Source organism: Asaia lannensis NBRC 102526 (genome assembly GCF_024054035.1).
Taxonomy (GTDB): domain Bacteria; phylum Pseudomonadota; class Alphaproteobacteria; order Acetobacterales; family Acetobacteraceae; genus Asaia; species Asaia lannensis.
In genome coordinates this window covers 225,586-245,853 of record NZ_JAMXQU010000001.1, presented here as the reverse complement: position 1 = coordinate 245,853, position 20,268 = coordinate 225,586, and the positions used below count along the sequence as shown (strand labels likewise).

At 61.1% G+C, this 20,268-nt stretch carries 19 protein-coding genes; 11 read left to right on the top strand and 8 right to left on the bottom strand.

Annotated features, from left to right (window positions below; translation table 11 throughout):
* The first annotated feature begins 193 nt into the window (after nucleotides 1–193).
* From NF685_RS01075 to NF685_RS01065, 3 genes are all read left to right on the top strand, one after another.
* On the top strand, nucleotides 194–520 hold the full coding sequence (locus NF685_RS01075; protein WP_252848242.1) for a YnfA family protein: 327 nt from the start codon (nucleotides 194–196) through the stop codon (nucleotides 518–520).
* Between the two features lie 73 nt (nucleotides 521–593).
* The gene (locus NF685_RS01070; protein WP_289847340.1) at nucleotides 594–1,148 is read left to right on the top strand and encodes a YqaA family protein; all 555 of its coding nucleotides are present in this window, start codon (nucleotides 594–596) and stop codon (nucleotides 1,146–1,148) included.
* Nucleotides 1,149–1,168: 20 nt separating this feature from the next.
* Nucleotides 1,169–2,170: an SDR family oxidoreductase gene (locus tag NF685_RS01065; RefSeq protein WP_252848240.1), complete on the top strand. Its 1,002-nt coding sequence runs from the start codon at nucleotides 1,169–1,171 to the stop codon at nucleotides 2,168–2,170.
* A 136-nt stretch (nucleotides 2,171–2,306) separates the two neighbouring features.
* Here the strand turns inward: NF685_RS01065 and NF685_RS01060 are convergent, their stop codons facing one another.
* From NF685_RS01060 to NF685_RS01050, 3 genes are all read right to left on the bottom strand, one after another.
* Nucleotides 2,307–2,693 carry a hypothetical protein gene (locus NF685_RS01060; RefSeq protein ID WP_252848239.1) on the bottom strand — a complete coding sequence of 129 codons (387 nt, stop codon included), beginning with the start codon at nucleotides 2,691–2,693 and terminating at the stop codon, nucleotides 2,307–2,309.
* Between the two features lie 32 nt (nucleotides 2,694–2,725).
* The gene (locus tag NF685_RS01055) at nucleotides 2,726–3,658 is read right to left on the bottom strand and encodes a 4-(cytidine 5'-diphospho)-2-C-methyl-D-erythritol kinase (RefSeq protein ID WP_252848238.1); all 933 of its coding nucleotides are present in this window, start codon (nucleotides 3,656–3,658) and stop codon (nucleotides 2,726–2,728) included.
* 163 nt (nucleotides 3,659–3,821) lie between these two features.
* A complete protein-coding gene (locus NF685_RS01050; RefSeq protein ID WP_252848237.1) occupies nucleotides 3,822–5,666 on the bottom strand; it encodes a tetratricopeptide repeat protein in 1,845 nt (614 codons plus the stop codon).
* Between the two features lie 51 nt (nucleotides 5,667–5,717).
* On the opposite strand from NF685_RS01050, the gene NF685_RS01045 reads away from it, so the two are divergent.
* Complete coding sequence (locus tag NF685_RS01045) at nucleotides 5,718–6,542, top strand: uracil-DNA glycosylase (protein ID WP_252848236.1); 825 nt, start codon at nucleotides 5,718–5,720, stop codon at nucleotides 6,540–6,542.
* Nucleotides 6,543–6,768: 226 nt separating this feature from the next.
* Nucleotides 6,769–8,748, top strand: a complete 1,980-nt coding sequence (locus NF685_RS01040; protein WP_252848235.1) for a lytic transglycosylase domain-containing protein — start codon at nucleotides 6,769–6,771, stop codon at nucleotides 8,746–8,748.
* 38 nt (nucleotides 8,749–8,786) lie between these two features.
* Here NF685_RS01040 and NF685_RS01035 read toward each other — a convergent pair whose 3' ends face one another.
* The 4 genes from NF685_RS01035 to hpnH all read right to left on the bottom strand — a co-directional run bounded on the left by NF685_RS01035 (nucleotide 8,787) and on the right by hpnH (nucleotide 13,395).
* On the bottom strand, nucleotides 8,787–9,425 hold the full coding sequence (locus NF685_RS01035; RefSeq protein WP_222546452.1) for an ATP-binding cassette domain-containing protein: 639 nt from the start codon (nucleotides 9,423–9,425) through the stop codon (nucleotides 8,787–8,789).
* Nucleotides 9,426–9,433: 8 nt separating this feature from the next.
* The gene (locus tag NF685_RS01030) at nucleotides 9,434–10,717 is read right to left on the bottom strand and encodes a hypothetical protein (RefSeq protein ID WP_252848234.1); all 1,284 of its coding nucleotides are present in this window, start codon (nucleotides 10,715–10,717) and stop codon (nucleotides 9,434–9,436) included.
* A gap of 55 nt (nucleotides 10,718–10,772) precedes the next feature.
* Nucleotides 10,773–12,065, bottom strand: coding sequence for a hemolysin family protein (locus tag NF685_RS01025; protein ID WP_222546450.1), 1,293 nt, complete (start codon nucleotides 12,063–12,065; stop codon nucleotides 10,773–10,775).
* Between the two features lie 142 nt (nucleotides 12,066–12,207).
* On the bottom strand, nucleotides 12,208–13,395 hold the full coding sequence (gene hpnH, locus NF685_RS01020) for an adenosyl-hopene transferase HpnH (RefSeq protein WP_222546449.1): 1,188 nt from the start codon (nucleotides 13,393–13,395) through the stop codon (nucleotides 12,208–12,210).
* Between the two features lie 545 nt (nucleotides 13,396–13,940).
* Here hpnH and NF685_RS01015 point away from each other — a divergent pair.
* From NF685_RS01015 to hpnK, 4 genes are all read left to right on the top strand, one after another.
* Complete coding sequence (locus tag NF685_RS01015) at nucleotides 13,941–14,630, top strand: ABC transporter substrate-binding protein (protein WP_222546448.1); 690 nt, start codon at nucleotides 13,941–13,943, stop codon at nucleotides 14,628–14,630.
* Between the two features lie 54 nt (nucleotides 14,631–14,684).
* Nucleotides 14,685–15,872 (top strand): bacteriohopanetetrol glucosamine biosynthesis glycosyltransferase HpnI, encoded by a 1,188-nt coding sequence (gene hpnI / locus NF685_RS01010; protein ID WP_252848233.1) that lies wholly within the window; start codon nucleotides 14,685–14,687, stop codon nucleotides 15,870–15,872.
* 112 nt (nucleotides 15,873–15,984) lie between these two features.
* Entirely contained in the window at nucleotides 15,985–17,409 is a 1,425-nt protein-coding gene (gene hpnJ, locus NF685_RS01005) for a hopanoid biosynthesis associated radical SAM protein HpnJ (RefSeq protein ID WP_222546447.1), read from the top strand.
* A 23-nt stretch (nucleotides 17,410–17,432) separates the two neighbouring features.
* Nucleotides 17,433–18,290 carry a hopanoid biosynthesis-associated protein HpnK gene (gene hpnK / locus NF685_RS01000; protein WP_252848232.1) on the top strand — a complete coding sequence of 286 codons (858 nt, stop codon included), beginning with the start codon at nucleotides 17,433–17,435 and terminating at the stop codon, nucleotides 18,288–18,290.
* Between the two features lie 135 nt (nucleotides 18,291–18,425).
* Here the strand turns inward: hpnK and trxA are convergent, their stop codons facing one another.
* Nucleotides 18,426–18,752 (bottom strand): thioredoxin TrxA, encoded by a 327-nt coding sequence (gene trxA, locus NF685_RS00995; RefSeq protein WP_222546445.1) that lies wholly within the window; start codon nucleotides 18,750–18,752, stop codon nucleotides 18,426–18,428.
* A 190-nt stretch (nucleotides 18,753–18,942) separates the two neighbouring features.
* On the opposite strand from trxA, the gene NF685_RS00990 reads away from it, so the two are divergent.
* Nucleotides 18,943–19,875 (top strand): VOC family protein, encoded by a 933-nt coding sequence (locus NF685_RS00990; protein WP_252848231.1) that lies wholly within the window; start codon nucleotides 18,943–18,945, stop codon nucleotides 19,873–19,875.
* Nucleotides 19,872–20,168 carry a hypothetical protein gene (locus tag NF685_RS00985; protein ID WP_222546443.1) on the top strand — a complete coding sequence of 99 codons (297 nt, stop codon included), beginning with the start codon at nucleotides 19,872–19,874 and terminating at the stop codon, nucleotides 20,166–20,168. Before NF685_RS00990 ends, NF685_RS00985 begins: the two co-directional genes overlap by 4 nt.
* The last annotated feature ends 100 nt before the right edge of the window (nucleotides 20,169–20,268 follow it).

Here is a 20,268-nt window from a genome sequence, read left to right as displayed (position 1 = left end):
GATCATCATGCATAAGATTCAACGATTTTTATGTGTTTTATATAGAACCCGCGATAAATCAATCACCGAATACGAGATGTTCCGGCACGGCTTGCACGCTTGCTCCCTGCGCCTGAAGCGTGGAAAAAGAAGCACCTTGCGCAGTTCAGCGACCGCTTTCCCGCTGACTGCGTTCCCCCGGCTTGCGATCCCCATGACCCCATTCCTTTTCTATACAGGAGCCGCTTTCGCCGAGATCGCGGGCTGCTTCGCTTTCTGGACATGGCTCAGATCGGGCGGCTCCGTGTTCTGGATCGTGCCCGGCGCGCTCAGTCTTCTGGCTTTCGCCCTGCTTCTCACGCGTATCGACAGCGATAGCGCGGGTCGTGCTTTTGCCGCTTATGGAGGCATTTACATTACTGCCTCGCTGATCTGGATGAAGACCGTAGAAGGGCGCAGCCCTGATCGCTGGGATATTCTGGGGGCCGCGATCTGCCTTGCGGGCGCTGCAGTCATTCTCTGGGCGCCACGCTCGACATAACCCCGGACATCGGTCATTCAGACCGCTCTGCTCACCCTGGAGGTCCGACGTGTTCCAGCCGCTCTATCGACGCATGCTCACTCTGGCGGCATCCCCTCATGCGGGCTGGTGGCTGTTCGCCGTCGCCTTTGCAGAAGCCTCCTTCTTTCCCGTCCCTGTCGATCTGATGCTGATCCCGATGATCCTTGCAGCACGTGAGCGCGCTTTCGTACTGGCGGGCATCTGCACGATCGGGTCCGTATGCGGTGCCATGCTGGGCTGGGTGATCGGCGCAATGCTGCTCCAGCATGTGGCCCTGCCGATCGTGCACTTCTATCATGCTGAGCATACGCTTGCGGTCATGCAGGAGAAGTTCCGCCAGTATGGCGTGGCCATAATTCTGCTCAAGGGGCTGACGCCCATACCGTTCAAGATCGTCACCATCGCCGCAGGTGCAGCGCATTTTGCCATTCTGCCCTTTATTGCAGCCAGTCTCGTCACGCGCGGCGCGCGGTTCTTTCTGGTGGCCACGCTGCTCTGGTTCTACGGCGCCCCCATACGCGATTTCATCGAGCGTCGCCTGACGCTTGTGATGGCAGGCTTTCTCTTTCTCATCATCGCTGGCATTCTGGCAGTCACTCTTTTGTAGACCGTGTGAGGATGATTGCCATGCCCAACCAGATTGCCGTCGTCACAGGCGCCGGAGCCGGTATCGGGCGCGCGACCGTCCGTATGCTGGCCTCTTACGGCTTCGACATCGCGCTTATCGGCCGCAATACACAAAGGCTCAACGATGCTGCCGCCGAACTCGAAAGCAGCGGAATACGCACACTGACCCTGAGTGTGGATGTCTCCGATGCCGCAGCCCTGGCCTCGGCTGCAGAGACGATCGAACGCAAGCTCGGGCCGATCACGGTATGGATCAATGCGGCGGGTGTCACGGCCATCGGGCCCGTCCTCTCGCTCGATGCCCAGACACTGCGTCGCGTCACCGATGTGACCTATCTCGGATCGGTTTTCGGCACACAGGCCGCCCTGTCCTGCATGCGTCGTCGTGGAAGCGGCACAATCGTCAATCTGGGACTGGCGCATCCTCTGCGCGGTCTGCCTCTGCAGGCAGCAGTAAACGGCGCCCATGCTGCGATCAGCGCCTTTTGCGACAGCGTACGCCCCGAGATACGTGCCCTGTCCGATCATATCGATCTGACAGTGGTGCATCTCCCCTCCATCAACACGCCACGCCTTGGCTGGGCCCGTAATCTGTCAGGTCATGCGCTCAAACCCGCCGGGCGCATTTACGAGCCGGAAATTGCCGCTCATGCGATCTGTCAGGCGGTTCTGGGCCATCATCGCGATATCTGGGTCGGGGCATCTTCCATCCTGCCGAGCCTCATCAACGGTCTTGCCCCTTCCCTGCGCGATCGCGCTCTGGCGAAAAAGGGATTCAAGGCGCAGTTTGCCTCAGGTGTCGCCGAAGAAGAGGCCGATTCGCTTTTCGAAAGCATCGGTGGAGCCTATGCCGCCCATGGGCCCTATGAGGGGGTTCCGCTTCGCGAGCAGGGACGCAAGCCGCTTCTCCTGACCATTCCACGGCGGATCGGCCTTGGAACGGGCATATTGGCCGTGGCGGCGCTGGTTGCCGTCTGGCGCAAGCTGTCCAGAAAATCCTGACAAGCGCCCGACGCAACGATTGCGCGCTACGTCGTATCTGCATTGCTTGGCATATCCAGAGTCTCGTGTTCCGGATACCGTCTACCGCACAGGAAGGCCGCGCGGGGGTCGAGCACCGCAATCGTGTGACCCCGCTCTAGCTCGGGCGGCGGCTCGTCTTGACGGCCATAAGGGCGCGATGCTGCTTCAGCCCCTTGATCAGTTTTTCCGAATCCTCAGGGCCGAAAACCACGCCGACAGGACCGAAAGCCGGATGCTGGAAAGCCAGAGTAGACCCCTCCGTCAGGGCATCGATCTGCAGGGCCCAGTTAGTGCTGTAAACGGGTAGAAAAGGCGCGTTGCCTATGGAAGGCTGTGGCTGTGCCGCCGTCATGGCGTAACGGACCCGCCCCAGATTGGCGATCAGCTGGCTGAGCTGATCGAGCGTCAGATCGATTTCACCATCGAGACCGCTTCCTTCAAGGAAACGCAAGGTTGCACCTGTACCATCCTCTTTCTGGATGACCTGCATTCTCGCACCCATGATATCGATCTTCCTCTTTCCGGGGTTTAAGATCAGTCCTGTGCTGTATGGATCCACCCTGCTTCGGCCCACCAGCCACGTGCGCGCAGGCCGGCAAGCACCTGACGCGCTTCTTCGACACTAGCATAGAGACCGAAACAGGTCGCACCTGAACCGCTCATACGCGCAAACAGACAGTGCTCGGAAGCCGAGAGCGCCTGCAACACGTCTCCTATGACCGGATACAGGGCTATTGCGGGCGGCTGGAGATCGTTTGCGGTGGTACGCAACGATTCGACCAGGGCACCGACATCCGGCCACGAAACCGGCAGGGAGGCGGCAGGACGGAAACCCGCCTGCGACTCCTTCCATGCCCGGAAGACGGCGGGGGTCGGCACGGCAATGCCTGGATTGACCAGTACCATGGCGCAACGTGGCATACGGGGAGGCGTCACAAGACGCTCGCCGATGCCCTGCATGCGCTGGGTCGTCTGGGCCAGACAAACCGGCACATCGGCACCGAGACCGGCAGCGATGGGGGCCAGATCGATCCCCTTGCAGTCCCAGGCGTCGGCAAGCAGACGCAAAGCCGCAGCAGCATCGGCCGATCCACCGCCGATACCCGAGGCAACGGGCAGATTCTTGGTCAGGCGCATGTGCCAGTTCGGCACGGTTTGCGGCAGGGATGCCGCGTCACGCAGGGCTGCAGCCGCACGCAACACCAGATTATCGCTACCGGCATCGAGCCCTTCACTGAAAGGCCCGTCAATGCCCAGCGCCATGGGGGCACCCGGCTCTGCCTGCCCGACAAGCGCCAGACGATCCGCCGTGTCGGCAAAGACCGCCAGTGAGTCCAGCTCGTGATATCCGTTATCGCGCCGCGCCGTGATATGCAGGAACAGGTTGATCTTGGCGCGTGCCAGTGAGTGACGGACCTCTGAATGACGGGCCTCAGAGTGATTTGCCAGCGCGTTATCCGGGCTCATTGTCCGTTACCCTGCATTCCGGCTGCACACCGATTTGCCGAACGCTGGCTCGTCAAACACTGGCTTGTAGAACTTGGGCTGGCTGCACTGGAAGGCTGTATCATTGTCTTTTCAGGGTCTTTATTTCGGATAGGTCACGCTCGGTACGAAAAACCGCATTGTTTCAGCGCGGTGCGGGAATGGGGCGTCCACGCATAACAGGCAAGTCGGGTCCGCGCGCAAGCGCCGCCTCGATAAGCGCTTTCGTCTCGGGTTCCGGCTTGTTGTTCAGCGCCTGATCCCACTGGTCGCGCGCTTCGAGCTGACGTCCCTGATACCAGTATGCCACGCCGAGATGATAAGCGATTTCGGCGTCACCGGGTGCTGCATTCACGGCGGAAAGCAGCAGCGGCAACGCCTGGGCGAGATCGCCATTCTGCTTGAGCAACGCCCAGGCGTAGCTGTCTCGTATCTCGGCATCGTCAGGGGCAAGATCCATGGCGTGGCGCAGCAGCAAAAGAGCCTGTTCGGGGCGTTCGCCGTGCTCGACATCGGAATAGCCCGCATAATTGAGCAATACGGGCTCTGACGGTGCAAGAGCGAGGGCGCGATCGAGATCGGCCTGTGCCTTGTCACGACGTTTGAGATGATCCCATGCAATGGCGCGTCCCAGCAGCAAAGGCCAGACGCGTGCTTCCATGACGCTGACATGGTTGAGGGCACGCGTATAGGTCTCGACAGCTTCCTGTGACAGACCGAGCTGATCCTGCGTCGCCCCCAGCTCGTTGAGAATATCGGGGTTGTCCGGATTGGCCCTGCTGACGCGTTCGAGCGCATGGAGCGCTGCCTTCAGATCGTGCCGCTTGAGAGCGATCTGGGCCTGCGCATGATCGGAAAGCGGTGCGAGTGGATCGTCATCCGCCACGCCATCGAGAGCCGCCTGTGCCATGTCGAGCTGCCCGTCATTACGCAGTTCCTCGGCGAGCAGGATTTTGGCGAGTGTCAGATCGGGGCGCAGGAACAGGGCCTGACGCAGCAGCAAGATTTTGAGCTGGCGCACGTCTTTCAGCTTGTCATCGGCCTGGGAGTCTCCGGCGCTGTCAGCCGAGTCCTCGCCCTGATCGCTCCCCTGATCCGGCGATCCGGCATGACGGTCATGTGCGCCCGTATCGCCAAGCAGGGTGGTGATGCCGATATAGAATTCGGCAAGACCCTGGGCGGGCGTCACCTCGCCAAGCTTCTGGGGCTTCAGGCGTGACGACACAAGCTGGAAGGCAGGCAGCATGGCACCAACGGCATGGAGACGCTTCGATGCCTCGCCTTCATGATGGCGATAAGCCAGCCAGTCGGCTTCGAACTGAAGCGTGAGCACACGCAGCAGAGGCGGTACGGAGCCCGCACCGGCATCGAGCCGCGCAAACAGGCTGTCTGTGCTTGCCTCGTCACGCAACGAGGCAATACGCGCCTGTTGCAGCAGGGCCAGATAGGCCACAGGGTCGGAGAGGGAGGCGACGGCATTGTCCTCGTCGCCCTGTGAAGGCGATGCGCCGTAGCGGCACCAGTCCAGAAGCCCCTGCCCCGCAAGGCGCAGGAAGCCCTGAGGCGATTTTCCATGCAGGGCGAACAACCCCTCTGCCTCTTTCCAGCGACGATCGCGAAAAGCGGCTGTGCCCAGAACGATACGGGCCAGACTCTCCCTGGGCAGAAGGCGGGCAAGGGCAAGCGCATGCGAAGCGGCTTCGGGGCCGCTATCCATCGCATTGTAACGCAGGGCCATGAGCGTAAAGCCGGGATCGCGATATCCCAGCATAACCGCATCATAGAGAGCCTGCGACGCATCGGGGATGTTATTGCGCTGAACGGCCACGATACTGCCCAGAAGGCTTCCGGTCAGCGATTGGGCCGGCGCCTTGAGCGCAATGACATTGTCGTGCGGGCCCGCGGCAAACGCGCTGGGGGCAAAAGTGCCGGAGGCAGCGGCAAGACCCGCAAGAATGACGAGCCGGAACGGAGAGCGCTTGGTTTGCATCGTGCGACAATCTAGACTGAACGTGAGCAGACACCAAACTGATAAGAGATCATGTCCATTTGCCAGTCCGGACAGGACCGATCCGAGATTCTCGCCCTGCTGGACCTGTACCGGGAATGGGGGGTGGATTGCCTCCTCGATGAAACGCCCCCGCAGCGTCTGGACCGGCCAGCGTCCATAGGCACCGTTGCAGGAACGCGGGCGTCCGGCCGCATGTCCGGCCGCGAGAATGCCTCCGCCAGGGATAGCCAGGGCAACAGGCCCCCGGCCCGCCCGTCACCTGCCAGCACCGTGCGACCGGCCATGGTCGACCCGCAGACGGCACCGCTCTGGGGTGTCGAGACCTTTCCCGATTGCGCTCTGGCGCGCACCGCCTCGACAAGCGTACGGCCCAGACTCGTTGAAGGGGCGGATCTCATGCTGATCGGCGATGCCCCCGATGCGGATGAGGACCGCTCCGGCGAGGTATTTGCCGGAGAAACCGGCAAACTGCTCGACCTCATTCTGCCGAGCATCGGCCTGACACGCGATTCGCTCTCCCAAAGCCCTGCGCTGCCATGGCGTCCTCCGGGCGGGCGGGCGGTGTCACTGATCGAGGGACGCGAATGCCGCGCCCTGCTCAATGCCGTCATCGCCAAGGCCCAGCCGAAGCGGCTTTTGCTCTTCGGACCGACTGCCTTGCGTATTCTGGTTGACGAGCAGGCCAGCGTCGCCCGCTCAAGGGGCAAATGGGCTGCTGTGCGACTCGATAATGGCGCGACTGTCGAGGCCCTTGCCCTGCAACATCCGCAACAGATCCTGACCAGTGCAAGAGCCCGTCGGGAAATGTGGAAAGACCTCGTTTTTCTTGCGGAAACCTTGAGTGCCGACGTCTGACACAGTGAGTTGCAGGGGCTTAATAAAAAAAATTGATTTTTACCTGAAAAAACGCCGGTTTTTGTCCGCATCCCTCTGGTAGAATTCAGGAAACGATCTTAGAATAGCGAACTCCTCTGGTGTGACCTTTTGGCAACTCTTGCTTTGATAGGCAAGAGCGGCTACGAGCCTCCTCACCATGCGAGGAATTTCTTATTTCGCGTCGAGTAATAGCGCCCGTGCTTTTATGCTGTGCGCGATGCTTGTGGCGGGAGCGACGTTCAATCCGCTTCGTGCCCAGGAAAGCAAACCGACGCTTAACCCTGCCGATCATGACAATGCCCAGAGCGAGGAAACGGCGTTTGCAACGCCGCGATCTTCCATGTCTGGGGGTTCGAATGGTTTTCCCCATCCCCTTTCCGCTTCAGATGCTGCGCTTCTGAAAGAGGCTTTCCGCGCCCAGCGCGCGGGTGATTTCGACACCGCCATAGCGCGGTCACGCGCTGCCCATGAGAGCATCCTGATGGGTGATCTGCTGGCAGAGCGTTATCTGAACCCTGCCTATCATCCCCAGCCCGTGCAGCTGCGTCTGTGGCTCAAGACCTTTTCCAGCCTGGCCGATGCCAGCGCCATCCAGTCCCTGCTTGTCTCGCTCAGCCCGAAAGGCAGCGTGGCCCAGCAGAATTTTCCCTCCCCTCTAGCGCCTTCCGACACGACGCAGAGCGCAACGGTCGCTACGACAGACCCACTATCGCGCCAGCTCAACCGTAATCCCCTGCTCGACCGCACCGTCAATGAGCGCATCTCATGGGGGATCAAGGGTGGGCAGAGCGCCGTCAGGCTGATCGACGCCACACCGGGCATGACGCCGCTCTATGCCGGGCAGCTCAAGGCCGAGATTGCTCTGGGCATGCTGAGCGCGGGCGAGACCGCGTTTGCGCTTCAGACCGCGCGCAACGGTTTTGTCCAGAGCGAGCGCCAGCTTGGCTATGCAGGCTATGTGGCCGGTCTGGCCGCATGGCGACAGGGCGCGTTCCATGATGCCGCCTCGTTTTTCGAGCAGGCATCGCGCGCGCGGACGACCACCAATGACGTGCGCGCCGCAAGCGCTTACTGGGCTGCGCGTGCCCATCGTCATATCGGCAATCCCTCCACCCTGACCACTTCATGGCTTCAGCGCGCTTCAGCAGAGCCCGGCACATTCTATGGCATTCTCGCCAGACAGATGCTCGGGCTCCATCACGCCGGTCGTGAAAGCGACGACGGGAACGAGAAAAACCCGACCTCTACCGCACAGGGTTTCCCCCGCGACGCCCTGCTCTCCGATGACGAAACCGCCCTGCAGAACCCGATTCCGGTCATGGGCGAGATCGATATAGAGGCCGTGGCCGCGACCCCGCAGGGCCGTCGTCTTTTCGCCCTGCTCCAGATCGGGGAGACGGCCCGTGCCGAAGCCCTGCTGCGTCGCATGTGGCCCGATATCGCGTCGGACACGGCACTCTGCCATTCGGTACAGCTTGTGGCGGCAGCGGCCGGTCTGCACGACCTATCCGAACAGATTGCGACCATCCTCGGATCGCGAGACGGTCGCCCCGCCCATCTGGCCGGTTTCCCGACGCCACAGCTGGCTCCCCGTCACGGCTTCAGGATGGACCCCGCTCTCGTCTATGCCCTGACACGTCTCGAATCGAATTTCGATCCCAAGGCATCGTCCAGTGCCGGGGCTCACGGCCTGATGCAGATACGCCCCCTGACGGCAAGCTTCGTCAGCGGCCCCAAACCGACATTCGATGCCCATGGTGTGGCCGTTATCAACGTGCCGCCCGATATGGTGGGGCGACTGCATAACCCGGCCGTCAATCTCGAGATCGGCCAGCTATATGTGCAGTATCTTGCAGGGCTCTCGGAACGTTCGGAAGACGCACCCAAGGGCGGCGATCTGATCCATACGCTCGCTTCCTATAATGCGGGCCCCGGTGCCATTGCGCGCTGGGAGAGCGGAACACCGCATGAGTCGGAAATGACGCATGATCCGCTTCTGTTCATGGAGCTCCTGCCCAATGGCGAGACGCGCGATTACGTGCATCACGCCTTTGCCTATCTCTGGATCTATGCAGACAAGCTGGGGCTTCCTGCTCCGTCGCTTCATGCGCTGGCTCATGCACAATGGCCGCGCTTTGCGGACGAGCAGCAGATCGCCAGCGCGCGCCCGGTCACCTATCACTGACGAAACGCAAAAGATCGCCTGATCCCTAAGCCTCGGGGTCAGGCGGTCCCCAGAGTTGTCATGGCGATGGTTGTCGCGCCCAGCGCTTCGAGAAACGAGGCGTGATGGGTCGAGATCAGAACGCAGGCTTGCTTCCCTGTTCCGCGAAGCAGCGCCGTGAAAAAATCATGCGACGCCGCATCGAGCCCATTGCCCGGCTCGTCCATCAGAATCACATCCGGCGCACCGATAAAGGCTGAGACGATCAGCATCTTGCGTCTGGTACCCAGGGAAAGCGCGTCATAGCGCTTGTTCATATGAGGGGTGAGGCCGAACCCGTCGATCAGGTCAGGCGACAAGGCCGGCGCCTTGCGCGCCCAGGCACAGAGCGCCATCAGATCATGACCTGTCATGAACGGATAAAGAGGCGCCTCGTCGGGCACGTAGGCCAGCCTTGCCCGCGCCGCCACGGGATCACGCTCCAGGTCATGCCCGGCGATCGACACCACGCCACGATCGGGGCGGGCTGCACCGGACAGGACCCGAAGCAGGGTCGACTTGCCCGACCCATTCGCGCCCCACAGCCCATGCACGCCCTTTCCGAGCGCGAGCGAGACATCGCGAAGGACGGGTCGACGGGCATAGGCGACGTCCACTCCCGAACAGAAGAGACTGGACACCGATGCGGAACGGGGCATTTTTTCTGTCATGGCATGTATATTTTCAGAATCGAGCCGACCCATAGGGCGGCAAGAGAAAGTGTCGCCATGGCTCGCCAACGTGAGTCGATGACCAGCGTCGCCCTGAGGGTGGCAATCAACACAGTATATAAGAGCAGAACGACCAGAACCTGTGACAGAGCCAGCCGCCCATGCAGATAAAGCGGCAACAGGAACAGGACACCGAGCGGCACGAAGCCACCGAGAACCAGCATCAGATCGCGGCGCCACCAGAAGCCACGCGGCAGAGGCCATGTGCGGGTAAATGACGCTGCACGGGCATGGGCGCGCTCGAGCGCAGCGAAGGGCACAAGACTGAGTTGCGATGCCAGACCCATTCCAACGATCTCGACCGGGAGTGCGCGGCTGTCATAAGCAAAACCACGCAGCAGTGCCCAGAGCGCGAACGGAAGGACAGACGCCATCATAAGCGCCCCGTAAACACCACTCCCTTTTTCGCACAGGCAACGACATTGCAGCCTCAGGACCGGCGGCAGTACCAGCATCATTCGCTCGGTCAGGCCTGAGCGTGAGTCGAAACGACGTCGCGACAGAACGGCTGCGCGCATCCGGGCCGGAAAGCCCGCCTGCGCCAAACGTTCCGCAACAGGGAGTGCAAGTATCGTGAGGCCCACAGCCAGTGCGAGGCACAGGATCGCCCAGGCTGGCGATTGCGTTGAACAGCCCTGAGCCAGAACGTAATCCGCCATGAAAATGCACGCCATGACCGCCCAGGCGAACTCGATCCGCGCAGCCTGAAGTATGACGGTCATCCCCATAAACAGCCCCACCTTGCCGCAATAACCCAGACTGGCTGCGATGGAGGCCTGACCGGTGAAGGCCACACCCATCGAAAGTGGGAGAGCGAGCGGCAGATCGATCACGGCGACGACCGCGCCGGTCACACCTATCCGCATGGGCAGTGCGATGGGCAGTGTATCGAGAAATATGCGAAACGGGCCGCCGCGTATCATATTGCGCAGGGAATCGGACCAGAGCAGAGCGAGGCCCTGCATGACAAGAAGCGCACCGAAATGCCGCCCTGCATGCCCATGAGTGACAAAAACCTGTGCAACCAGCTGGGAGAGCCGGACGAGAACCGAAACGAAGGGGATGGCCGGTGACGCCAAAACGATCAGCATCAGGGCAAGCCAGCGCTGCATGAGCAGCCTTTTGCCGGCCAGAAGCAGATAACGCAGCCTCAGACCGGTATAGAAGGCAAAGCCCGTACCTGTTCGGTTCTGCGATAAAACGCCCGGTCCGTCACGCACCCATCGCATCCCCCGTCATACGGTCTTCATCCCCTTGCGTCTTGAAGGTCCGGGCTCAGTTTTCTGCCAGAACCTGCCTGCTGGCGCGTACTTTCGTGACGCGGCGCTGTTCCATTTCGGTCACCTCGAACAGCCAGCCGCCGAACACCACCTTGTCGCCCTTGGCGGGCACACGCCTCAGCAGGGCGAGAATAAATCCGGCCAGCGTGTGATAGCTCCCTGCTGCGGGCAGATCGGGCAGGTCGAGAATGGAGCGCACCTCATCCGCTGGCATGAAACCGTCGAGCACGTATTCATCGCGCTGCTGCGGGTTCTCGCGCTCGGTCTTGTTCTTCTCTGCGTTCTCGTCGCCCACGATGGCCTCGAAAATATCCGAAGGCGTCACGATTCCCTCGAAGGAACCGTATTCGTCGAGCACGAACGCAATCCCGAGACGCTCGCCACGCATTCTCTCGATCATATCCTGTGCCGTCAGACTGTCGGGCACGACAATCGGCTGACGCAGTGCGGCTTCGATGGAAATGGGCAGACCCTGAAGAAGACGGTCCATCAGATCCTTGGCCAGCACGACACCGACAGGGTGATCCACATCGCCTTCGCAGACGAGAATACGCGTATAGGTGGACTGGCGCAGCTTGACGATCAGCGCATCGCGGCTGGCGTGACGATCGACCCAGAACAGCTCGTTACGCGGCGTCATGATAGCGCGCACCGGGCGATCAGCCAGGCGCAGCAGACGCTCGATCATGATGCGCTCTTCGGTTTCCAGCACACCGGCCTGTGCACCCTCTGCCAGAATTGCACGCAGCTCTTCTTCGGTGATTGCCGCGCGCGTCAGGCCACCCACGCCGAAGAGCCGCAGGACGAGCGAGGATGTGCCGCTCAGCAGGGCCACGACAGGGCGCGAGACGGTCAGCAGGGCTGACAGGACAAAAGAGAGGCGGGCCGCAATCTTCTCGGGCTGTTGCAGTGCGATCTGCTTGGGCACCAGCTCACCGAAGACGAGCATGGCGAAGGTGATGCCCATGACCACGATGCCGATGGAGAGTTCATTGGCGAACGGACGCAGCATATCGCTGCGTCGTATCAGCAGAGCCAGATCTTCCTCGATCTGGCTACCGCCGAACGCACCTTCGAGAATGGAAACAAGTGTCATGCCGATCTGCACGGTCGGCAGAAAGGAATGCGGCTCATCTGCCAGACGAAGCGCCCTCTCGGCGCCGCGTACCCCGCGCTTGACCAGTGCCGCAAGACGTGGGCGCTTGGCCGAGATCAGCGCCATTTCGCCCATGGCGAAAATGCTGTTCAGCGCAATGAGGAGACAGATGACCAGAATAGGGGTGAGCATGGTGCCCTTCGTTCGAAAAAAGAAAAGGCGGACATACGCATCGTATGTCCGCCCCTTCAGGATAAGGCTGTCATGCCGTGATTGACCAGTCTGGACGGAAGAAAGGTTTTCTTCCGCCCTGCCGTGTCAGGCCCCGGCCCGATCAGTCAGCCGCGTCGGCAATCTCGACCGGCTTTTCCTCGGTCTTGTGCACGCGCACGCGCGGACCGCGGGAAGGCTTGCGTGATTCGAGCAGGGTCACCTGTTCGGCCACCTGAGCCTCGTATTTGTACTCGGCAGGACGCTGGTTCTCGAGAGAGATCTCGGGGACCATCGGCTTTTCGGTTTCAGGGCCGAACAGCGCGACCTTGGCGATATGCCACGGACGCTTGACCGCATCCATCACAGCTGTGGATTCATAACCGGAATGCACCATGCAATCGGCGCATTTTTCATAGGCGCCGGTGCCGTACTGTTCCCAGGCCGTATCGTCCATCAGTTCCTTGAACGTCTTGGCATAGCCTTCACCCAGCAGGTAGCAGGGACGCTGCCAGCCGAACACGGTGCGAAGCGGCTTGCCCCAGGGCGTGCAATGATAATTCTCGTTGCCAGCCAGGAAGTTCAGGAAGAGCGGCGACTGCGTGAAGCGCCACTTCTTGCCCTTGCCCAGACGGAAGATGTCGCGGAAGAGCTGCTTGGTCTTCTGACGATTCAGGAAGTGCTCCTGATCGGGTGCACGCTCATAGGCGTAGCCCGGTGCCGTCATGACGCCATCGACGCCAAGCGCCATGACCTCATCGAAGAATCTTGCCACGCGCTCGGGCTGCGCACCGTCGAACAGCGTGCAGTTGATGGACACGCGGAAACCGCGTTCCTTCGCCTTGCGGATCGCTGCAACCGCACGCTCGTACACACCCTCCTGGCAGACGGACGAATCGTGCATCGCCTTGTCGCCATCGAGATGGATATCCCACGAGAAGAACGGGTTCGGCTCGTAATCGTCGAGCTTCTTTTCGAGCAGAAGGCCGTTCGTGCAGAGATAGACGTATTTCTTGCGCGCCGTCAGACCCTTGACGATCTCGGGCATCTCCTTGTGCAGGAGAGGCTCACCGCCGGCGATGGCGATGACGGGGGCATCGGCTTCGGCATCGGCATCCAGACATTCCTGCAGGCTGAGGCGCTGGTTCAGGATCTGGGCCGGATAATCGATCTTGCCGCAACCTGCACAGGCGAGATTACAGCGGAACAGGGGTTCGAGCATCAGAACGAGCGGATAACGCTTGCGACCCAGAAGATGCTGTTTGACCACATAGCGTCCGACACGGACGGCCTGCATCAATGGAACGGCCATGTAACTCTATGCTCCTACACCAGGTGACATGAAACCACAGGGGGAAAACCCGCAGCATGCCACGCAGACGTCATACGTTGAGACCCGTTGGTCCTGTAGATCTAGGGAAAGACACCGGAAGATAGCGGGCGTGCCAGACCCTGAAACAGACCTGAGACGAGACGAACAGGGCGGTAAAGCGTCGCCTATACACCCAGCTTCCGTCCAATCTCAACATCTACGACATATCATTGCACGTACTGTGTCATTTTGGCGACAACACAACGTAATGACTAACCAAACTTTAAGCTGAATTTGGTTGCCTCAACCGAAACGATGCGCTCATTCCCTCCCACCGTTATTGAAGATTCGGGAGCAGATTGCACTTTTCGACGTTATGACGGACATATCCCTGTGTGGTCGGGCCCCGGATGACTTGTAATTGATATGAGCCATCCCAGCTTTCCCACTACGGATTCCTGTATACATGTCGATCCTGCCACAAAGCCTTGCACGGCAGGCTCGCCGGGTACGCCCACCGACCGGGAAAGATTTGAGGACGCAGCATGACACAGCCTTCCAGCAGAACGACCGATACCGCTCCCGCAAAGCGCTTCCTGCGCGCCGGTCTGGGTGCGGTGCTCCTCTCCACGGTTTCTGTTGCGCTGGTATCGCCCGCCCTCGCCCAGATCGCGCCCTCTTCGGCTGCAGCCTCGCAGCCGGCAGCCATCGCCCCGATCAATGCCCTTTATAGTGCGCTTGCACAGATCCAGGCTCCGGGGAGCGGGTCGACACAGGCACGTGCCCAGATCATCGCTCCGGTCATCGACCGGATTTTCGATCTGTCGACCGTGCTCCATAATTCGATCGGCATGCGCTACACCACGCTTTCTGCCGATGAGCAGACGCGCCTCCTCGCTGCATTCCGCGAATTTACCATCGCGCGCTATGTCTCGAGCTTCAAACAGGGCGGCGAAGCGAAATTCACGGTCAGCCCCTCGACACGCGCCGCGCCGACCGGTGGCAGCACCATCGTGAACACCACGATCGGTGACGGCTCCGATTCCCCGACCGCCATCAATTACGTCATGATGCCGTCCGGTGGTGGCTATCGCATCGTCGATATCCTGCTTAACGGTCATATCAGCCAGGTGGCCGCCCAGCGCGCGGATTTCAGTTCGACACTGGCACGCGGCGGAGCCGATGCACTTGTCACGCTGCTCAATCGCAAGACAGCAAAGTTCATGAACAACTGAGATGCTGCCCCGGCCCCCTGAGATGAAAAACCCTGAAAAGGGGAGTGGGGTCTCGTGCCTCCTGCACTGAGCTGGCTCGGCTATGCGTCGGCCTGTCTCGCCGTTGCCGGCTGCGCGCAATCCCTTATCGGTGCCGGGCTCATCGCGGCATTTCGCCGGCGCGAGCATGATCCTGCTCACGTTGCGCGCCGGGCTACGCAGCCCTGTCCGCCCGTCACCGTTCTCAAACCCCTCCACGGTGACGAGCCCTTGCTCAAGGAAGCCCTACGCAGCTTCTGCGAGCAGGACTATCCGGGGTTCCAGATCGTTTTCGGGGTTCAGCGCACGGACGATCCGGCGATTGCCATCGTCCGGTCCCTGCAACGCGATTATCCCGAGCGCGACCTGGCTCTCGTCATCGACGGCACGTCTCATGGCACCAATCGCAAGGTCGCCAATCTGATCAACATGTATCCGGTGGCAAAGCACGATATTCTCGTGGTGTCGGATTCGGACATCCATGTCGGACCGGGCTATCTGCGCGACATCGTTCATGCGCTTTCCGGCAAAAATGTCGGTCTGGTGACCACGCTTTACGCCGGGCTTGCGGCCTCATCCAGCTGGGTTCGTCAGTTCGCAGCCTGCCAGATCAATCATACCTTCATGCCCGGCGTCATGATGTCGCGCCTTTTGGGACGCCAGGACTGTCTCGGGGCGACCATGGCCCTGACACGCGCAACACTCGAAAGGATCGGCGGCCTCGCCGCGCTGGCCGATCATGTGGCCGACGATGCCATTCTGGGGCAGCTCGTGCGTGCCCACGGCCAGACCATTGTGCTTGCACCGTGCATGACATGGACCACCGTTGCCGAGCCTTCGGCACACGACATGATCGATCATGAGCTGCGCTGGGGCCGTACGGTCAAGAATGTCGAGCCGGTAGGATATGGCCTGTCCGCCATCCAGCTCCCGCTGTTCTGGGCAAGCGTCACGCTTGCATGCTGCTGGCCTGCCCGCTGGGCACTGCTGTTTTTCATCGCCGTCTGGGCCATACGCAGTCTTGCCGCCCTGACCGTTGATCGTCTGGTCGGGCAGTTCAGCCCGGCCATTTATCTGCTTTTCCCCCTGCGTGAGTGGCTCTCGGCAGCCATCATGGTGGGGAGTGCCCGGGGTCAGAAAGTGGAATGGCGCGGACAGACGCTCCATATACGCCGTACGGCACCGATCACACCGCCCGTCCAACCCGTCGAACCCGGCGATTAGACTTTTTGGCGTTTCCACCCCATATGCTGGGGCATTCGTCAGAAAGTTCTGATCTCCCTATTCTACCCGGCTCTCACGATCCGGCTGTATTTTTCCGAGGAAGCCCTTCATCATGATGCGCACGCTATTCCTTCAGCCCCCCTCCTTCGACGGTTTCGATGGTGGTGCGGGGTCGCGCTATCAGGCCAAGCGCGAAATCCGTTCCTTCTGGTTTCCCACCTGGCTGGCCCAGCCCGCTGCCATGGTCGAAGGCTCCCGCCTGATCGATGCACCGCCGGCAGGTATGGGCATGGAGCCGATCCTGAAGGATGTGATGAATCGCGACCTCGTGGTGATGCATACCTCGACGCCGTCCTTCGCCTCCGATGTGCGCGTGGCGCAGATGCTCAAGGACGCCAACCCCAATCTGATGATCGGCATGGTGGGGGCCAAGGTTGCCGTACAGCCTGACGAGTCGATGGCCAAGGGTAGCCCGATCGACTTCGTGGCACGCAACGAATTCGATTTCACGATCAAGGAAATTGCCGAAGGCCGCGACCTGAAGGACGTGGACGGCATCACCTGGCGCAACAAGGATGGCGAGATCATCGCCAACCGCGACCGTGCCATGATCGAGGACATGGACTCCCTGCCCTTCGTGACGGAAGTCTACAAGCGCGACCTGAAGATCGAGGATTACTTCATCGGGTATCTGATGCACCCGTATATCTCGATCTATACGGGCCGTGGCTGCAAGTCGCGCTGCACATTCTGCCTGTGGCCGCAGACGGTCGGTGGCCATCGCTACCGCACCCGCAGCCCCGAGCACGTGGCTGCTGAAATCCGTCTTGCCAAGCAGTATTTCCCGCAGGTGAAGGAGTTCATGTTCGATGACGACACCTTCACCGATGATCTGCCCCGTGCTGAGGCCATCGCGCGTGAAATGGGCAAGCTGGGTGTCACCTGGTCGTGCAACGCCAAGGCCAACGTGCCCTATGAAACGCTCAAGATCATGAAGGAAAACGGGCTCCGCCTGCTTCTGGTCGGCTATGAGAGCGGCAACCAGCAGATCCTTCACAACATCAAGAAGGGTATGCGCGTCGAAGTGGCACGCGAGTTCACCAAGAACTGCCACAAGCTGGGCATCAAGATCCACGGCACCTTCATCGTCGGCCTGCCCGGCGAAACGAAGGAGACCATTCAGGAAACCATCCAGTTTGCCCGCGAGATCAACCCGCATACGCTGCAGGTTTCGCTGGCCGCCCCCTATCCCGGCACGGCCCTGCACAAGCAGGCCACCGAGAATGGCTGGTTCAACGAGGCCGAGGCCGAGCTGATCGACGAGAACGGCGTGCAGATTGCCCCGCTGCACTACCCGCATCTGTCGCACACCGAAATCTTCAACTCGGTTGAGGAATTCTATCGCAAGTTCTACTTCCGCGCGCCGAAGATCGCCTCCATCGTCAACGAGATGGTCCGTAGCCCGCAGATGATGAAGCGCCGTCTGCGCGAGGGCGTGGAGTTCTTCCAGTTCCTCAAGGGCCGCAACGCCGCCTGATCACTCAGGCGTCGTTTACTCCCATGCGTCGTCTTATAGTCTCGGCCGATGATTTCGGCCTGAGCGAAGAAGTCAACGAGGCCATCGAGATCGCCCATCGTGACGGGCTGCTCTCGACGGCCAGCCTCATGGTGGCAGGTCCCGCCAGCGTGGATGCCGTGCGCCGCGCAAAGCGGCTGCCCGGCCTGCGTGTCGGCCTGCATCTGGTGGTGATCGAAGGCGATACGGCTTTACCCGGTGCAACCATACCGGCGATTGCAACACCCGATGACCGCTTCGGCACAAGCCAGCTCGGTCTGGGTATCGATTACTTCTTTCGTCCATCGGCACGTCGTGCGCTGGCACGCGAGATCGAGGCACAGTTCCGGGCCTTCGTGGCGTCGGGGCTCAGGCTCGATCATGCCAATGCCCATAAACACATGCACCTGCATCCGACAGTGGGGCGCCTGCTGATCGAAACGGGGCTACATTACGGGCTGCGGCACGTGCGTACGCCTTGTGAGCCCCCGGCGCCGCTTGCTGCGGCAGAAACCCATTTCGATTCGCTCGGGGCGTCAGCCCTGCGTCGCTGGTGCGGTGTGCTGCGTCATCAGATCGCACGCGCGGGCATGACGACCAACGATTCCTGCTTCGGAGTGGCTTGGAGCGGGCAGATGCGTGCCGGTCGCGTGGCCGGGCTGGTGCCTCATCTTCCCGAAGGTCTGTCCGAACTCTATTTCCACCCGGCGCTGGAGCAGAATGCCCTGCTGCAAAGCCTGATGCCGGATTACGATCAGCGCGGCGAGTTCGATGCCCTGATAAGCCCTGAATTGCGCGACGCCGTACGCCGCTCGGGGATCGCACTGACCGACTGGGCGGGTGCGACGCTGCCTCAGGCCTGAATGCCTCGGTAAATCGCCAGGCCTTCAACCGGCCTACGATGCGCCCGGATATCGGGTGCCATCACCCGTGTAGCCGGGTGATGGAATTCTGCATGATCTGCCGGGATCTTTCAGCAATCCCGGCAGAGGCAAACATCAGAGAGCCGTTTCGACCCAGGCCTTCAGGGCGCTCTTGGGCAGGGCGCCGGTCTTCTGGGCAACGACTTCACCGTTCTTGAACACCATGAGCGTCGGAATGCTGCGCACGCCAAAGCGCGTCGGTGCTTCGGGATTCTCGTCGATATTGATCTTTGCGACCGTCAGACGGCCCTTGTACTCGCCACCGATCTCGTCGAGCGCGGGCGCGATCATTTTGCAGGGGCCGCACCACTCCGCCCAGAAATCGACCAGAACAGGGCCTTCAGCCTGCAGCACGTCCTTGTCAAAACCGCTGTCGCTGACAGCTACGGTGTTCTCGCTCATTATCTTCTCCCTTGGGAATACCGACCGCTGGGGTCTGCTTCAGAAAGACATATCAGCAGTTCCGCCAGACGCTTCAAGAGCTAGTGAACCGTGAATTGTCCCGCAAGGCGCAACACAGGGGAATGGCGGGCGTTTAACTCCCGGAGTTTATGGAAGAATCTACGGAGGTCTCCTTGTGAAGACGCGGTCCATGTTTCGCTTTTTCTGTCTCGGGACGCTTTGCGCCTCGACCCTTCTCGCAGCAGCGCCCATGGTTCGGGCGCAACCCGCCATCAAGGCGACAGACCGCCCGTTAATTCCCCTGACCTCACCGCCTACGCACCGGATCCTGCCGGGCAAGATCGTGTTTTCGATGCTTGTCACGCCCGATCTCGCCAATGCCCAGAGCTTCTACGGCCAGCTCTTCGGCTGGACTTTCCGGCCGGTAGGCGACGACCGGACGCAGCGTGTCGAGATCCTGCTCGATTCCCGGCCTGTCGGCACGATGGTGTCCCATGCGGTGCGTCGCGCCGGGCAGGACGTGCCGTTCTGGATGCCCTTCCTTTCGACCTCCGACACGGCGACAGTTGCGCGAACGACCAGAAAACAGGGTGGCAAGGTGCTGTTCGGCCCGCACCGCATTGCCGGGCTGGGGCAGACGGTCATCGTCTCGGACCCCCAACACGGTATTTTCGGCGCCCTCAGCTCCGATTCTGGCGACCCTGTCGATCAGCCGATCGATCCTCAGCCCGGCAGCTGGGCCTGGGCATCGCTTCTGACGCCGTACCCCATGGCGTCTGCCGGCTACTACCAGCAGCTCTTCGGCTACCGGATTGCGGCAGCGTCCCAACAGGACAGCACGACACATTTCATCGTCACATCGCAAGACAGGGAACGCGCCAGTATCAATACGCTTCCTTCAGGCATCGACCAGAAAGACAAGGCGCGCTGGATACAGTTCGTTCAGGTCGGCAACAGCGCAACCGTTGCAGAGCGGGCGCAGGCTCTTGGAGGGCATGTGATCGTACCGACCCATATCGATCGTGACGGTGCGCAGGTCGCGATTCTCTCGGATCCTGCAGGCGCAGTATTCGGCGTGATCGAGCCGCAGGGCGATGTGCTGGAAGGGGGAGCAGTCCGATGAAAAGATTTTCAGCAGGTAAGATTCCGGCACTTTTCGCGCTCTGTCTGATCGGCCTGACAGGCTGCGGCTACAATGACGGCTATGGGGGAGGCTATTATGGCTATCCCGGCGGTGGCTGGGGGCGCCAGGGCTGGGGCAGCGGTTATTCGGTCGGGCCGCATTATACCGGACGCGGCTTCGGCGGTCCGGGCTATCGCAACAGGTTCAATCCTCCCCGCCGCGATGACCGGGGGCGGGACAACCACAGGCATGACGATCGCGGCAGAGGCCCCGGCGGTTATCAGCGTCGCTGACGGCACCTCACTCGCATCCGGTTCTCGCTTTTCCTGGCCAGAGGTAAAACCCGCTATGCCCGACCTGTTCTGGCATAGCGATCCGACCGTTTCTTCTGCT

Bases quoted from the DNA above. Each gene is read 5' to 3' on its own strand.
- trxA (WP_222546445.1), bottom strand. From the start codon at position 18,752: ATGAGCGAGAACACCGTAGCTGTCAGCGACAGCGGTTTTGACAAGGAC.
- NF685_RS01025 (WP_222546450.1), bottom strand. From the start codon at position 12,065: ATGCTCACCCCTATTCTGGTCATCTGTCTCCTCATTGCGCTGAACAGC.
- NF685_RS01040 (WP_252848235.1), top strand. From the start codon at position 6,769: ATGCTGTGCGCGATGCTTGTGGCGGGAGCGACGTTCAATCCGCTTCGT.
- hpnJ (WP_222546447.1), top strand. From the start codon at position 15,985: ATGATGCGCACGCTATTCCTTCAGCCCCCCTCCTTCGACGGTTTCGAT.
- NF685_RS01070 (WP_289847340.1), top strand. From the start codon at position 594: ATGCTCACTCTGGCGGCATCCCCTCATGCGGGCTGGTGGCTGTTCGCC.
- NF685_RS01075 (WP_252848242.1), top strand. From the start codon at position 194: ATGACCCCATTCCTTTTCTATACAGGAGCCGCTTTCGCCGAGATCGCG.
- NF685_RS01015 (WP_222546448.1), top strand. From the start codon at position 13,941: ATGACACAGCCTTCCAGCAGAACGACCGATACCGCTCCCGCAAAGCGC.
- NF685_RS01065 (WP_252848240.1), top strand. From the start codon at position 1,169: ATGCCCAACCAGATTGCCGTCGTCACAGGCGCCGGAGCCGGTATCGGG.
- NF685_RS01050 (WP_252848237.1), bottom strand. From the start codon at position 5,666: ATGCAAACCAAGCGCTCTCCGTTCCGGCTCGTCATTCTTGCGGGTCTT.
- NF685_RS00990 (WP_252848231.1), top strand. From the start codon at position 18,943: ATGTTTCGCTTTTTCTGTCTCGGGACGCTTTGCGCCTCGACCCTTCTC.
- hpnK (WP_252848232.1), top strand. From the start codon at position 17,433: ATGCGTCGTCTTATAGTCTCGGCCGATGATTTCGGCCTGAGCGAAGAA.
- hpnH (WP_222546449.1), bottom strand. From the start codon at position 13,395: ATGGCCGTTCCATTGATGCAGGCCGTCCGTGTCGGACGCTATGTGGTC.
- NF685_RS01045 (WP_252848236.1), top strand. From the start codon at position 5,718: ATGTCCATTTGCCAGTCCGGACAGGACCGATCCGAGATTCTCGCCCTG.
- NF685_RS01035 (WP_222546452.1), bottom strand. From the start codon at position 9,425: ATGCCCCGTTCCGCATCGGTGTCCAGTCTCTTCTGTTCGGGAGTGGAC.
- NF685_RS00985 (WP_222546443.1), top strand. From the start codon at position 19,872: ATGAAAAGATTTTCAGCAGGTAAGATTCCGGCACTTTTCGCGCTCTGT.
- NF685_RS01060 (WP_252848239.1), bottom strand. From the start codon at position 2,693: ATGGGTGCGAGAATGCAGGTCATCCAGAAAGAGGATGGTACAGGTGCA.
- NF685_RS01055 (WP_252848238.1), bottom strand. From the start codon at position 3,658: ATGAGCCCGGATAACGCGCTGGCAAATCACTCTGAGGCCCGTCATTCA.